The organism is Kangiella sp. HZ709, assembly GCF_009674675.1.
Lineage (GTDB): Bacteria > Pseudomonadota > Gammaproteobacteria > Enterobacterales > Kangiellaceae > Kangiella.
This window is the reverse complement of sequence record NZ_WKJC01000001.1, coordinates 1,558,070-1,572,799: the sequence shown is the minus strand read 5'-3', so window position 1 is coordinate 1,572,799 and position 14,730 is coordinate 1,558,070. Positions and strand designations below refer to the sequence as shown.

At 38.8% G+C, this 14,730-nt stretch carries 15 protein-coding genes; 10 read left to right on the top strand and 5 right to left on the bottom strand.

Annotated elements, in window-relative coordinates; all coding sequences use genetic code 11:
• Window positions 1-13: 13 nt before the first annotated feature.
• Window positions 14-1,117, bottom strand: a complete 1,104-nt coding sequence (dnaN, locus tag GJS41_RS07355; RefSeq protein ID WP_154246631.1) for a DNA polymerase III subunit beta — start codon at window positions 1,115-1,117, stop codon at window positions 14-16.
• Between the two features lie 54 nt (window positions 1,118-1,171).
• Window positions 1,172-2,533: a chromosomal replication initiator protein DnaA gene (gene dnaA / locus GJS41_RS07350; RefSeq protein ID WP_154246630.1), complete on the bottom strand. Its 1,362-nt coding sequence runs from the start codon at window positions 2,531-2,533 to the stop codon at window positions 1,172-1,174.
• A gap of 845 nt (window positions 2,534-3,378) precedes the next feature.
• Here dnaA and rpmH point away from each other — a divergent pair.
• The 7 genes from rpmH to GJS41_RS07315 are packed head-to-tail and all read left to right on the top strand — an operon-like array spanning window position 3,379 to window position 8,085.
• Window positions 3,379-3,513: a 50S ribosomal protein L34 gene (rpmH, locus tag GJS41_RS07345; protein WP_154246629.1), complete on the top strand. Its 135-nt coding sequence runs from the start codon at window positions 3,379-3,381 to the stop codon at window positions 3,511-3,513.
• Window positions 3,514-3,549: 36 nt separating this feature from the next.
• The gene (gene rnpA, locus GJS41_RS07340) at window positions 3,550-3,927 is read left to right on the top strand and encodes a ribonuclease P protein component (RefSeq protein ID WP_370515653.1); all 378 of its coding nucleotides are present in this window, start codon (window positions 3,550-3,552) and stop codon (window positions 3,925-3,927) included.
• Window positions 3,912-4,157 carry a membrane protein insertion efficiency factor YidD gene (gene yidD / locus GJS41_RS07335; protein ID WP_154247020.1) on the top strand — a complete coding sequence of 82 codons (246 nt, stop codon included), beginning with the start codon at window positions 3,912-3,914 and terminating at the stop codon, window positions 4,155-4,157. Before rnpA ends, yidD begins: the two co-directional genes overlap by 16 nt.
• Window positions 4,158-4,188: 31 nt before the next feature.
• Window positions 4,189-5,808 (top strand): membrane protein insertase YidC, encoded by a 1,620-nt coding sequence (yidC, locus tag GJS41_RS07330; RefSeq protein ID WP_227551267.1) that lies wholly within the window; start codon window positions 4,189-4,191, stop codon window positions 5,806-5,808.
• 13 nt (window positions 5,809-5,821) lie between these two features.
• On the top strand, window positions 5,822-7,180 hold the full coding sequence (gene mnmE / locus GJS41_RS07325; RefSeq protein WP_370515652.1) for a tRNA uridine-5-carboxymethylaminomethyl(34) synthesis GTPase MnmE: 1,359 nt from the start codon (window positions 5,822-5,824) through the stop codon (window positions 7,178-7,180).
• Window position 7,181: 1 nt separating this feature from the next.
• The gene (locus GJS41_RS07320) at window positions 7,182-7,613 is read left to right on the top strand and encodes a hypothetical protein (protein WP_154246628.1); all 432 of its coding nucleotides are present in this window, start codon (window positions 7,182-7,184) and stop codon (window positions 7,611-7,613) included.
• A complete protein-coding gene (locus GJS41_RS07315; RefSeq protein WP_154246627.1) occupies window positions 7,600-8,085 on the top strand; it encodes a YHS domain-containing (seleno)protein in 486 nt (161 codons plus the stop codon). Before GJS41_RS07320 ends, GJS41_RS07315 begins: the two co-directional genes overlap by 14 nt.
• 43 nt (window positions 8,086-8,128) lie before the next feature.
• Here the strand turns inward: GJS41_RS07315 and GJS41_RS07310 are convergent, their stop codons facing one another.
• From GJS41_RS07310 to GJS41_RS07300, 3 genes are all read right to left on the bottom strand, one after another.
• Window positions 8,129-8,977 carry a neutral zinc metallopeptidase gene (locus GJS41_RS07310; protein ID WP_154246626.1) on the bottom strand — a complete coding sequence of 283 codons (849 nt, stop codon included), beginning with the start codon at window positions 8,975-8,977 and terminating at the stop codon, window positions 8,129-8,131.
• A 125-nt stretch (window positions 8,978-9,102) separates the two neighbouring features.
• Entirely contained in the window at window positions 9,103-10,362 is a 1,260-nt protein-coding gene (locus tag GJS41_RS07305) for a hypothetical protein (RefSeq protein ID WP_154246625.1), read from the bottom strand.
• A gap of 11 nt (window positions 10,363-10,373) precedes the next feature.
• Entirely contained in the window at window positions 10,374-11,015 is a 642-nt protein-coding gene (locus GJS41_RS07300; RefSeq protein ID WP_195758354.1) for a CPBP family intramembrane glutamic endopeptidase, read from the bottom strand.
• 264 nt (window positions 11,016-11,279) lie between these two features.
• On the opposite strand from GJS41_RS07300, the gene mnmG reads away from it, so the two are divergent.
• From mnmG to GJS41_RS07285, 3 genes are all read left to right on the top strand, one after another.
• A complete protein-coding gene (gene mnmG / locus GJS41_RS07295) occupies window positions 11,280-13,178 on the top strand; it encodes a tRNA uridine-5-carboxymethylaminomethyl(34) synthesis enzyme MnmG (protein ID WP_154246623.1) in 1,899 nt (632 codons plus the stop codon).
• 118 nt (window positions 13,179-13,296) lie between these two features.
• On the top strand, window positions 13,297-13,941 hold the full coding sequence (gene rsmG, locus GJS41_RS07290; RefSeq protein WP_154246622.1) for a 16S rRNA (guanine(527)-N(7))-methyltransferase RsmG: 645 nt from the start codon (window positions 13,297-13,299) through the stop codon (window positions 13,939-13,941).
• Window positions 13,942-13,953: 12 nt separating this feature from the next.
• The gene (locus GJS41_RS07285) at window positions 13,954-14,727 is read left to right on the top strand and encodes a ParA family protein (RefSeq protein WP_370515651.1); all 774 of its coding nucleotides are present in this window, start codon (window positions 13,954-13,956) and stop codon (window positions 14,725-14,727) included.
• Window positions 14,728-14,730 lie beyond the last annotated feature (3 nt).

Here is a 14,730-nt window from a genome sequence, read left to right as displayed (position 1 = left end):
GGCTTTAGGAAAATTAAAGACGCATTGGCATAACAACATACAAGCTTTCGCCGCCATCGACTTCTTCAATTAAGCTTGATGAATTCGCATCAATGAAGGTCATTTTGACTTGCGGTGTTTTAATGGTGTTCATAACATCGATCATATAACTGACATTAAAACCAATTTCTAAATCTTGACCTGTGTAGTCTACGCTGAATTCCACTTCTGCTTCTTCTTGTTCAGGGTTATTAGCATGCAACTTTACCTGCTCGTTAGATAGCATAAAACGCACGCCACGGAATTTTTCATTGCATAGAATAGACGCACGGGACAAACAGTCTTTGATTAGCTCCCTATCGACCAGCACAACTTTGTCGCCGTTACGAGGTAATACCTTGTTGTATTCAGGGAAGCGGCCATCGACTAACTTAGATGTAAAGCTATAGCTTGGGCAAGTCACTTTAATGTGGTTTGAACCTAAAGCTATCGAAACAGTTTCATCAGAATGGTCTAACAGTCGAGCTAATTCCATAACACCTTTACGTGGAATAATGGCACTGACTTTATCATCGAGATCAACCTCAACCGTTTCGCGAGATAACGCTAAGCGATGACCATCGGTTGCTACCGTAGTTAATTGATTATTATTAAACTCAAACAACATTCCATTAAGATAATAACGAACGTCTTGTTGCGCCATAGCAAATTGAGTTTTTTCTATTAAGCCTTTAAGTAAAGTTTGCTGCAAATCCAAATTAACCAAGCTAGCAGTTTCGTCAACGTTGGGAAATTCTGCTGCCGGCATAGTGGATAAACTGAAACGACTAGAAGGTGTTTTTAGTGTAATTCTCGATTCACCCATTTGAATGCCAATCAACTCTTCGTTGGCAAAGCTCTTAACAATATCCAATAATTTACGCGCTGGTACGGTAATTTCTCCTGATTCAAACTCACCTTCAAGCATCACTTCAGTTTTTAATTCCAACTCTAAATCGGTTGCAGTTAGTGAGAGCTTACTATCTTCAACAACCATTAAAACATTGGATAGAATAGGGAGCGTTTGACGTTTTTCAACTGCACCACTGATCAATTGAAGCGGGTTTAACAGTTGCTCACGTTGGATACTAAAGCGCATATAAATACCTTATTTAGCCATAGCTTTTATCAATAACAGTTATGGCCTTTATTGTTAACTGGATAATGTTCTTAGTAGATTTGAAAAATCTTCTTCGATGTCAATGCTCTCTCCTTTAAGCTCATTAATCTTACGACAAGCATGTAGGACCGTCGTATGATCTCTACCGCCGAAAGCTTCCCCAATTTCAGGTAAACTATGACTAGTAAGATGTTTAGCTAAAGCCATCGCCATTTGCCTAGGGCGAGCGATAGAGCGACTTCGTCTTTGTGATAATAGCTCAGAAACTTTGATCTTGTAATAGCTAGCGACAGTTTTTTGAATATTTTCAATCGAAATCATCTTGTCTTGTGCCGCAATGAGATCTTTCAATGCATCTTTTACAAAATCAATGGTGATAGCACGGCCGGTAAACTGTGCATTAGCAATGACACGCTTTAAGGCGCCTTCCAGTTCCCGGACGTTAGAACGTATACGTTTGGCAATAAAAAAGGCCACCTCATGTGGTAACTCAATATTTGAAACCGACGCTTTGCTCATAAGAATAGCTACACGAGTTTCAAGCTCTGGTGGTTCCACAGCTACGGTTAAGCCCCAACCAAAACGAGACTTCAAACGATCCTCTAATCCTTCGACTTCTTTGGGGTAGCGATCACAAGTCATGATCACTTGTTTGTTATTTTCAATCAGCGTATTGAAAGTATGAAAAAACTCTTCCTGAGTTCTGCCTTTGTTCGCAAAAAATTGAATATCATCGATTAACAAAGCATCCAGCGAGCGATAAAAGTTCTTAAACTTTTCCATACTGTTCGTTTGTAACGCTTTAACCATATTCGCCATAAAGCGCTCAGAGTGAAGATAAATAATCTTAGCATCAGGCTTTTGCTCAAGTATGGAGTTACCAATTGAGTGCATCAAGTGGGTCTTACCTAAGCCTACACCTCCATAAATAAACAAAGGATTATAAACCACACCAGGATTCTCAACGACTTGCTGAGCTGCAGCACGAGCTAGTTGGTTAGATTTACCTTCAACAAATTTGGAGAAAATAAATTTCGGGTTCAAGTTGTTGTGCTGAAAAAGGCCTGAATCCTGAAATTTATTGGAATTTGAGCTAGAACGAGAAACTTTTGCCACACTGGCTGGCGTTACTGTTTGAGTAATGGCAGGGCTAGAGCCTACTTTTAAAGAAACCTGCTTATTGCTGTTACCAGTGTCGGCTAAGTATTCATTGATTTGGCCGAAATACTGTTGACGGATCCAATCTACAAAAAAAGGATTAGGCGCAAATAAACTAATTTCACTATCGGATTCTTCCACCCGTAAAGGTTTGATCCAAGTATTAAATTCAGTAGCGGATAATTCCGACTGAAGCTTTTGAAGACAATCACTCCAGTGTGTGTTCGCTGCACTCATAGTTGTCACTTAAGGGGCTGATGGTAATGTTATTTTTGGTTTTTTAGTTATAAAGCCAATAACCGAGTATTCTTTGATCACTAACTGATCAAACTGAAAGCTAGTCTAGATCGGTTTACTAAAATAATCCACAAGCAATCGCATTTATTTTTACTTTCTATGAAATATCGCTCAAAAAAAATATATAACCAATATGTTTAAAAACAAATCAAAACCAGGGTAAACCTCTAAAATGATAACATTGTGGGTAAGTTAATTATAAATTCATCGTTAAACTGTTAATAATCGAACGAAAGATACAAAAAACCGACTTATCAAAGTTTTCAACACAAGATTAAACCAGGGTTTTTAACCTACTTTTCATTCCCTCAAGAGTTTGATTTAAAATGAATTAAATCACTTATACACAGGAAAGATGCTTATTAATAATAAACATAAGATCTTTAAAAGAACTTATATATATTATAGAGCTATCTATTTAAAATATTGTTTGTTTCGTATAAAAACACAACTATTTTAGGTTGAATGGAGTAAATTCAGAATAAAATCGGTAAATAGAAAGAAAAACTTGATTAATTTAGAATTACAACTAACATGACCTTATCCACAGGCAAGGGTGTGTAAGGTTTGAATACTACATCTAGTATTAATTTTTTTTTAAGATACTAGATGTTCATAAAGCTTGAATTATAGGGTTAGATAAAGCTCAAAATAGATGAGAAAAAAGCCTATATTTATCGGTTTTAACGCTTGATCAGTAGGTCTATTTACTATAAAATTCCGCGTCCTTGTGAAATGACCTAAGTTATTTAGGTTTTAAGTTATTAACAGAATGGGTTATCCCGATGAAAAGAACATTTCAACCAAGTAATATCAAACGTAAACGCACTCATGGTTTCCGTGCTCGTATGGCTACAAAAAATGGCCGTGCAATTTTAAATCGTCGACGTGCTAAGGGTCGTAAGCGTTTAAGCGCTTAATTCGATTTACTATCTACAGTATTTCATTGTTTTACAGTGAGTGATCTTAAGCTTGAACCCGACGAGAGGTTTACTGCTGACTATCGATTACTCACTGCAAAACAATACAAGCAAGTTTTCTCCGATCCAGTAAAAGCCTCTAGTAAACACTTTACTCTTCTGGCTTGCACTAATTCATTAGATTTTCCAAGGTTAGGTATTATTGTCGCTAAGAAGAATGTCCGCTTGGCTGTTGAGCGTAATCGCATCAAACGATTAACTCGAGAAAGCTTTAGAACTTCGAACCAAGCGCTTCCGGCAATAGATTGTGTGATCTTGGCTCGTCGTGCTAGTAGCGAACAGACGAATCAGGTATTATTCGAGCAGCTTGCTGGCTTGTGGAAAAAAATTTCAAAGCGATGCGCTGGTTACTGATAAAATTAGTTCGATTGTATCAACTAACTTTAAGCCCTTTAATTGGCAATCAATGCCGATTTGCCCCTACTTGCTCCAATTACTCCATTGAGGCTTTGGAAAAGCATGGCGCCTGCAAAGGGTCTTGGTTAACGGTGAAACGATTGGCCAGGTGTCACCCTGGCTGTGAAGGAGGTTGCGATCCAGTTCCTGAACCACAAGATAGAAAACAAGCATCGAGCAGTAAATAACAGATAATTAATGACTTAAAAGAGATTTACCATGTTGGAATCAAAACGCGGTTTTTTGTTCTTGGCTTTCGCCATTCTTAGCTTTTTACTTTATCAAGCATGGCAAAAGGATTATGCGCCAAAACCAGTGAAGACAGCGCCAGTGGAAAGTGCTGCTTTAACCTCTAACCAATCAGTAGCTAAAGATCAGTTGATTACAGTTACTACGGATTTAATGAAGTATCAAATTGATCCGGTTGGTGGTGATTTAGTTTACGCTGAAACCCTGAACTATAACCTGAGACAAAATGAATCAGAACAAAAGGTAGTTTTATTTGATTATAGGGATCGCGTATATCAAGCAAAAAGTGCTTTGTTAGGTAATGGCGCACCTGATAATCAATTACCAAGAGCAAGTTATAATGTCGATCAAATGTCATTCCAACTTGGAGATAGTCAAGAAAAGTTGATGGTTCCTTTGCGTTGGCAAAATCAAGCCGGCACAAGCTTTTTAAAGACGTTCACATTTGAGCGTGGCAGCTATTTAGTTGAGCTTGAATATCTGATCAATAATCAATCGGATAACGATCGAACCTATAACTTTATAGCTGAGATTGTACGCGATCAACAAGAAACTGGCCTGGAAGATAAAGGTGCTTTAGGAATGAGTCCATTTTTAGGTATGGCTTATTCTCCAGAAGATGAAGTTTACGAGAAAGTAAGTTTCGAAGATTTAGCAGAAGAAGAAGTAAGCGTTTCACGTCAAGGTGGCTGGGTAGGCTTTATTCAGCATTACTTTGTAGCTGCTTGGATCCCACAACAAAGCTCAAACGTAAGTATTAACGCCAAAATATTGGATAATAAAAATGCAAAAATTCAATTCGTTGAGCCAACAGTAAGTGTTCCATCTAAAACAACTCAAACAATTAAGGCTTCTCTATACGTTGGCCCTAAACTACTAGAGCAATTAGAAGCTGCTGCACCTGGTTTGAACAAAACCATGGATTTGTCATGGGTTTGGTGGATAGGTATTCCTTTATATAAATTGTTGAATTTCTTTTACGGTTTTTTAGCCAATTGGGGTTTGGCGATCATTATGGTAACCATTACTGTAAAGACCATTTTATATCCGTTATCTAAAAAGCAGTACAAATCAGCTCATGCAATGCGCAAAATGCAACCAAAAATGCAACGCCTGAAAGAACGTTATGGCGATGATAAGCAGCGTATGCAACAAGAAATGATGAAAATGTATAAGGAAGAAGGCAGTAATCCTTTCGGTGGTTGTTTACCGATGTTATTGCAGTTTCCGATTTTTATCGCCTTGTATTATGTACTGTTTGAGGCGGTTGAACTGCGTCATGCGCCATTCTTTGGTTGGATCCAAGATTTATCGGTACAGGATCCCTACTTTGTATTGCCATTATTAATGGGTGCGAGTATGTATTTAATGCAAAAAATGCAACCGACATCACCAACAATGGATCCAATGCAACAAAAAATGTTCCAGTATCTACCGGTATTTTTTACAGTCTTTATGTTGTTCTTCCCTGCAGGTCTAGTGCTTTACTGGTTATGCAATAACTTAATTTCAATTGCGCAACAGCAATATGTGAATAAGAAAATTGAAAAAGACGAAGCCTTAGGTAAGAATAAAAAGAAGAAGAAATAATTAGGAATTATTTGTGTCACTTAAAGACACTATAGCGGCTATTGCAACGCCACCTGGCCGAGGTGGCGTTGGCATTATTCGTATCTCAGGAAAGCTCTCTTCCAGCATTGCCAAAACACTTTTAAAAACAGAGTTAAAAGTTCGAGATGCCAGCTATCTGCCTTTCTATGACGACAAGGATCAAGTGGTCGATCAAGGGATCGCTATTTTCTTTAAAGCGCCAAACTCATTTACTGGAGAAGATGTTTTAGAGTTGCAAGGTCATGGTGGCCCTGTAGTTTTGGATATTCTATTAAAAGAGTTACTAAAACTGGGTGTGCGCTTGGCAAAACCTGGAGAGTTCTCTGAACGTGCTTTTTTAAATGATAAACTTGATTTAGCTCAAGCTGAAGCGATTGCTGATTTAATTGAATCCACTTCAGAGCAAGCAGCGCGTTCCGCGGTAAGATCGTTACAGGGTGAATTCTCCGCAAAAGTTAATGGCCTAGTAGAAGAGTTAATAGCTTTAAGAATTTATGTAGAAGCTGCAATAGACTTTCCTGAAGAAGAAATAGATTTTTTATCCGATGGCAAAGTTTTAACCGATCTAAACGCTATATTAAGCTCGATAGAAAAGTTACAACAAGAAGCTCAGCAGGGTGCCATATTAAGAGAAGGGATGACGGTAGTAATCGCTGGAAAACCGAATGCAGGTAAATCAAGTTTGCTTAACGCTTTAGCAGGAAAAGAAGCTGCAATTGTCACAGAAATAGCGGGAACTACACGAGATGTTTTGCGCGAATATATTCACATTGATGGAATGCCATTGCATATTATTGATACGGCAGGACTTCGGGAAAGTAATGATAAGGTTGAGCAGATTGGTATTGAACGAGCCTGGAGTGAAATAGAAAAAGCCGATCAATTAATTTTGGTTGCAGATTCGAATGAAGTCACCAATTTTAACCCAAGTGAAATTGATCCTAGCTTTTCAAAGTTTGAGCAGTTTAAAGATAAGTTGTTAGTCGTTGCTAATAAAATTGACCTGAGCAAGAAGCAGTCATTGGTTTCAAATGAAAGTTATAAAGTTGTTCCAATCAGTGCAAAACACGGAACAGGAATTGATGAGCTCAAAACACAATTAAAAGAAATTGTGGGTTATAACCAATCTTCAGAAGGTACCTTTTTAGCTAGAAGGCGCCACCTTGATGCGATAGAAAAAGCGTTAGATTTTTGTAAAAAAGGTAAGCAGCAGCTAGTCTCTTTTAATGCAGGTGAGCTGTTAGCAGATGAATTGAGGCAAGCGCAGAATTCATTAGCAGAAATTACCGGGGAGTTTACTGCCGATGATTTATTGGGAAGAATTTTTAGTAGTTTTTGTATAGGAAAATAAAATGCTTAAGAAAATTTTATTGCTAATATTTTTTCTGTCAGGCTGTAAAACAGTCCCATCGGTGAACGTTGAACAGATTAAGAAAAAAAGCTCTAACATAGCTTTTAAAGAGGCTATGAAGATTTGCGAAGTCAAAGAGTATATCGCATGCTTTAAAGGAGGTGATAAAACTTCTTGTAATGGCGCTTTAGGAATGTCTGTATTAAAGAAGAATAAAAACATAGCATCGCATGGTGATAGCAATGAGAATTTGGAGCAGCATTATATAACTGAATATTTGAATTACTATTTATATGGGCAGCATATACTTCACACGGCTTTAGCTGGCTCTGATAACTCTTGTGTAACAAAAGCTCTTGAGAATAATCTTAATGTTGAAGCTATATTTCATCTTAATAATATATTGAAGGCACAGAGTAATGATAAACAGTAAGATTTTAAAGTGGGTTTTGTTTTTGATTTTAGGCGGGGCTGTTGCTTTTGCTGGAGTGCTCTACTATGTCGGATTCTTTTCTTCGTCAGCTTACTTCTCAACTGATGAAGGTGCTATTCGGGGTTATGATACAGTTGCATACTTTACGGAGAGTAAACCTGTTAAGGGTGCTAAAGAATATACAACTAATTGGAATAATGCCGATTGGTATTTTTCAAGTAAAGAAAATTTAGTTCTGTTTAAACAAAACCCAGAGAAGTATGCGCCGCAATATGGTGGTTATTGTGCTTATGCTTTAGCACATAAACATGTTGCGAATACCGACCCAGAAGCTTGGAAAATTGTAGATGATCGCTTATACCTAAATTACAATAAAGGTGTTCAAGAAAAGTGGAGTAAAGATATTCCAGGCTTTATTAAAAAAGCTGATGATTACTGGCCAGAATCAACACCAGCACAACGTTTGAATTAATAAAAAAGGAGCTAAAAGCTCCTTTTTTTGTTATAAAGCTAACTTAAATTCCGGTATCGCATTTGTTGTAATCACCGCTTCTTAAGCCTTGATTAAACCACTGCATTCGTTGTTCTGATGAGCCATGAGTAAAGTTTTCTTTGCGGGGCGGGATTCCCGCTCTTTTCATAATCGTATCATCACCGACCGAGGCTGCAGCTTGCATTGCTTCTTGAATATCGCCACGCTCTAGCGTCCCGGTGCGCTTTTCGTTGTGGTGCGCCCAAACGCCAGCTAAGCAATCGGCTTGTAACTCCATTCTTACTTGAAGATCATTAGATTGTGCTTTACTGCTGGAACGCGCTTGCATTTGGCGTACGTTTTTAGAAGTTCCGGTAATTGTTTGGATATGATGCCCCACTTCATGCGCAATAACATAAGCTAAAGCAAAATCGCCAGAAGCTCCCATATTTTTTAGTTCATTTAAAAAACTTAAATCCAAATAGATTTCTTGATCAGCTGGACAATAAAAAGGACCTGATGCCGAGCGCCCAGTACCGCACGCGGTTGGGGTTGAGTTAGAGTATAAAGTTAAACCAGGTTCTTTGTATTGGCTATTAGCTTGTCGGAATAAGTTATTCCAAGTAACTTCAGTATCTCTTAGAACCACGGAAACGAACTGAGCAACTTCTTGTTCTTGAGCGCTAGGCTTGTATTCGGTATTTGTTTGAGTCTGTGCTTGCCCCTGGTTACCAAGAACACCACTCAAAGCACGCATAGGATCTTCATTAAAAACAAAAATGGCAACCAGCGCCATGACAATACCGCCAACACCAATACCAGCACCACGTTTCATAGTTTTACCGCGTCTATCAGTGATGTTGCGACTACCTTCTCTACCTTTCCAGCGCATATATATTCCCCCAAAAACTCTATTAGTATTAAAACTTTACCATAATTAATAAGAATTTTTGTAAGACAAAAGATAAAGAGTGTAAAAAACCCGCATATAGCGGGTTTTTAAAAAGGAAGAATAAATTACTCTGTTGGCTGTAGCTGCTCTCTACGAACTCGTAGGTTTGAAATATCATTGATACGAAAGGGTTTCTCTACATAGTTTCCTGTAGAAATTGCATAGCGGATATTAGCAGTAGAGCCGCGAACAGAACGAATTTCACCTTTATATGCTTTACCGCGATAATCAAAATAACAATCGTAACCCACATAATTTCCAATACTAGAGACAGAAGTATCTTGAACCTTCAAACCTAGAATAGTTTTTACAGTAACTTCTTCTGGGGTTACAACATCAAGTTGAGGTAGCTCCGATGGATCTGGGCGGTTACCAAATAGCGGTGTTACTGTCTGATCGTTGAGAGATACGCTGGCATTTAATAAGCGGGCTAAACGGCTAGGAGTAGCACTCATTAAACTTAATGGTTGTAAGCTATCGGTAGGTTGGAAGTTTAATTTAATAGAACGAGGGTTGCCGTGGTATTTTTCATACAGTGTATAAAACTCTGGGCTTAAGAAAATATTTTCCTTAAATAGCATATGCTTTACATGAGAAATATGACGTTCGGTATACTGTTTTTCAGTTAATACCATTTCGTTCGCACATAGCGTATTAATTTCTCTTTGAATACCATTGTCAGCTAGCTCTAAAGAGCCGCCGCCAACAGTGATTCCTAGCGGGTTATTAAAGTTAAAGCTATTAAAGGTTAAATTAAATTTAGTGGTATTAAATTTATCAATAAGTATATAGATATCAGCAAACGCTTTATTGGCACTACTATCAACAGTCAGTTTAATCCGTGCGTCACTTTCTAGAGCGTTGATTCCAGCTGCTTGCAGATCGCTGTAGGATAAATCATTTCGAGTACCACAGCCTGCGAAAGTTAGGTTACTGTAAAAATTGCTTTCTTGGTTGGCCACGTTATCCATTACTGGATCAAATGGCAGTTTAGCTCTGTCGAAATTGAAATAAATATCAAAATGTTTAGGTAATGACTCTAAATCTTGGCTACCTAAAGCTTTGCCAACTTTAATGTTGGTCAAAATGCTACCAGTACCAGTACGGACTTCACCAACCGTTATAGGTTTAGATAAACCTGGAATTGGAAAACTAATTCCTTTGGTAACACTGTCGCCATTAATATCGATATAAGTTGAGCTGTAGCTACCGCCATTAGCAACTATAATTCCGTCGATAGTTTGCTTATTTTTGTACCAGGCATAACCATATGCAGCAACGCCGATGACTAAAATGAAAATAAAAAAACGAATAAAAAATTTCACGCTAAACTCCTTTAGTTCGACCCAATTATTAATAAAGTTGCGTTGTAAGTCGCATGCATAGCAATCGGGTTGAGCATAGATTGGCTCGTATGGCGAAGGATTGCAAGCATTACAGCCAAACAAAATACCGCAAACCAAGCGACCCAATATTGATGGTATTCAAATAAATGAAATAAAGTAAAAATAACAGAAGACAAAGCTGTAGCGGTTGGCAGCCCCCACTTTTTATTAAGACTATCAAATAAAACCCCTCGAAAGAGATACTCCTCACCTATCGGAGCAATAATGATGACGCCAATAAAAACTAAACTAATTGCCCAGAGTTCGCTGTTGAGGGCTTGGCTTATACTCGTTTGAATGGAATCAGGGGCGGGAAACCATGCTTGTAATTGAAGCACCAAAAGCGCAGTCAACAAGCCAAGGAGTATTGCTAGCGAAAACGAAGAAAGACCTGTGTTAAGCTGTTTAAGGAAGCACTGACGTAAATAACGATTGCTAATGTAAAACAAGGTTGAATAACTCAATAGCATGGAACCAACAATAGTGATAGCTAAATGGTTGCCATTGGGATTGTCTAAAGTAGCTTTATCAACTCCTAAGGCCATTAATATTAAGGCTGAAAAAAGCAACATCAGTAAAAAAACAATGAGCAATAAGCTTAATGCTTGAATAAGGTTTGGAGTAGCTTGAGGCCTAGAATTGTCCATTAAATAGAGTTGCGGATATAAAGATTTGATTTTATAGAGAAAAGTGCCTGTTTGATAGCTAGAAAAGACTAAAAATTTAGGTAAAAAGTTGTTCAAAAGATAGTCAAATGCCGGTATGATCGCTGACCCTTGAAAAATTCGCATTATGATTAGGTTCAGCAATTAAAGTAAAGCGAGTTAGTTTGTTTGAGTTAAACGGTTATTAAAGTCATGAAATACCCAGAAAAGTATTCTGTCATTATTGTAGGCGGCGGTCATGCTGGCACAGAAGCTGCGTTGGCGTCGGCACGCATGGGTGTGAAGACTTTATTGTTAACTCATAACGTCGATACACTTGGTCAAATGTCTTGCAACCCGGCGATTGGCGGTATCGGAAAAGGTCATCTGGTTAAGGAAATCGATGCGCTTGGCGGTGCCATGGCGAAAGCGATAGATCTTGGCGGTATTCAGTTTAGAACATTAAACGCCTCAAAAGGCCCAGCGGTTCGCGCAACTCGTGGCCAAGCTGATAGAGCTTTATACAAAGCGGCTATTCGCAACATGTTGGAAAGCCAAGAAAATCTACAAATTTTTCAAAACGCCGTGGTGGATCTTATTGTCGATGGTAAAGGTGACCAGCAAAAAGTAACCGGCGTTAAAACTCAAATGGGTTTGGAGTTTTATGCCGAGTCGGTAGTGCTTACAGTAGGTACTTTCCTTGGTGGAAAAATTCACATTGGCTTAGAAAATCACTCTGGAGGCCGCGCAGGCGATCCACCTTCGATTGCTTTGGCCGAGCGCTTGCGTGCATTACCTTTTAGAGTAGACCGTTTAAAAACAGGCACCCCACCAAGAATTGATGCAAAGTCTGTTGATTTTTCGGTGATGCAAGAGCAACCTGGCGATACACCAGTACCCACCTTTTCTTTTATGGGTAAAGCTTCTGATCATCCAGAACAAATTAGCTGCTGGATTACTCACACTAATGAGCGAACTCACGATGTGATCCGTGGAGGATTAGATCGTTCGCCTATGTATTCTGGCGTGATCGAAGGTGTGGGTCCGCGTTATTGCCCCTCCATTGAAGATAAAATTGTTCGTTTTGCGGATAAAAACAGCCACCAAATTTTTGTAGAGCCAGAAGGTTTAAATTCTGATGAATTATACCCGAATGGCATTTCGACTAGTTTACCGTTTGATGTACAAATGGATTTGGTGCGCTCTATTAAAGGATTTGAAAGTGCTCACATTACCCGTCCAGGTTATGCCATTGAATATGACTATTTCGATCCAAGAGATTTAAAAGCTTCTCTAGAAACTAAGTTTGTCCAAGGTTTATATTTTGCAGGGCAAATCAACGGTACTACAGGTTATGAAGAAGCAGGTGCCCAAGGTTTAATTGCGGGAATGAATGCTGCATTGCAGTCGCAAGGTAAAGATTCATGGTCACCGCGTCGTGATGAAGCTTATATTGGAGTTTTAATTGACGACTTAATTACTCGCGGGACTCAAGAGCCTTATCGCATGTTTACTTCTCGCGCGGAATACCGATTAATATTGCGAGAAGATAATGCCGATTCACGGTTAACTGAAAAAGGTCGTGAATTAGGGTTGGTGGACGATCCTCGCTGGTCAGCCTTTAGCGAAAAAATGGAATCTATTGAAAAAGAATCGAACCGCTTGGCATCCTTGGTGATACGCCCAGACAGTGCTGCAGCGAAAGCCTTAAATCAACAGATAAAAGATCCCATCAGTCGCGCTTACAAGGTTCAAGAGTTATTACGTCGACCAGATTTAAGCTATCAAACCTTAATGGAATTGCCTGAAATGGGTGAAGCGGTAAGCGACTCTAAAGTTGCAGAGCAAGTTGAAATTCGAGTTAAATACGCAGGTTATATTGATCGTCAAAAAGATGAAGTGGAACGTAATCAAAGAAACGAAAACACCAGCTTGCCTTTAGATATGGACTACACTCAAGTAAAAGGTTTATCTAATGAAGTGGCGCAAAAGCTCGCCAATATTAAACCTGAAACTATTGGTCAAGCTAGCCGAATTTCTGGCGTTACGCCTGCTGCAATTTCATTGTTGTTGGTTTATTTGAAGAAAAGAAAGCATTTAAAAAGCGCTTAAAATAAGAGGCAAATTATGAATACAGGTGTAATGATTGCGTTAATGGTGGTTTTTATTGGTGCGTTTGTAGCCATTGCTGGATCTAAAAAGAAAAAAGACGACGATAACGATAAATAAAATGGATCCAAAAAACTCGGTTTTACAACAAGAATTCATTAGTAAGTGTAATAAGCTTGGAATAAAAGTAGATCTTGAGAAGTCAGAAAAACTGCTTTCTTATTTAACTTCTCTTCTAAAGTGGAACAAAGCTTTTAATCTAACTGCAATCACCAACGAACAAGAAGCTTTGGATTTACATTTGTTGGATTCGGTTTCAATTTCGCCTTTTATAGAGCCCTTCGATAGTTTAATCGATGTAGGAACCGGCGGTGGTTTACCTGGGATTCCTTTGGCTATTTTAAACCCTCATAAAGTGTTTAGTTTGTTGGATACGAACTCTAAGAAAACACGTTTTTTGAAACAAGTGGTTTATGACTTGGGTTTAAAAAATGTCGATGTGATCCATTCAAGAGTGCAAGACTTTGATTATCATTCGGGGTATGCTTGCATTCTTTCGCGTGCTTTTGCCTCGATAGAGGATATGGTCACTTGGACTCAACACCTATTAGCGGTGGGCGGCCAATGGCTAGCAATGAAAGGTGTATATCCGACGGAAGAGATAGTCGCTTTGCCAAAAGGTATGGAAGTTTGTCGTACTGAGACGATAAAGTTGCCCAATCGGACTGAAGAACGCCATTTAATTTATATACAAAAGAATAACTAGCTCGAGGTCGGTGTGTCACAAGTTAAAGTCATTTCTGTAACCAATCAAAAAGGCGGCGTCGGTAAAACAACCACTAGCGTCAATTTGGCAGCTTCGCTTGCCCAAGAGGGTAAGCGGGTCTTATTGGTTGACTTGGATCCGCAAGGCAATGCCACCATGGGTTCAGGTATTGATAAAATGGGACTGGAAGTTTCTGTTTATGATTCTTTGATGGATCCATCGGAAGCGAAAAGCCACATTACCATTTCAGAAAAAGCGGGCTTTGATCTGCTCCCTTCAAACGCTGATTTGACAGCAGCAGAAGTTCACCTACTGGAACTCGAGGATAAAGAGCAAAGGTTGTCGGATGCCATAGAGGAAGTAAGTGGTTACTACGACTATGTGTTGATTGATTGCCCTCCCTCTTTAAACATGCTGACCTTAAATGCGTTAGTCGCATCTGACTCTGTTATTATTCCAATGCAGTGTGAGTATTACGCTTTGGAAGGTTTGTCAGCTTTATTGAATACTATTAATCAAGTGCAAGCACATGTTAATGAAGATTTGGAAATTGAAGGTATTTTGCGAACAATGTATGACCCGCGCAATCGTTTGTCCTTAGAAGTATCGCGCCAATTATTTAATCATTTCCCAGAGAAGGTTTATCGTACTGTGATTCCAAGAAATGTGCGCTTGGCCGAAGCACCCAGTCATGGAGTTCCTGTATTGTTACATGACAGGCAGTCGACCGGTTCTAAAGCCTATATGGCATTAGCGGGCGAAATAATAAGAAAGCAACAGAGTTAAAAT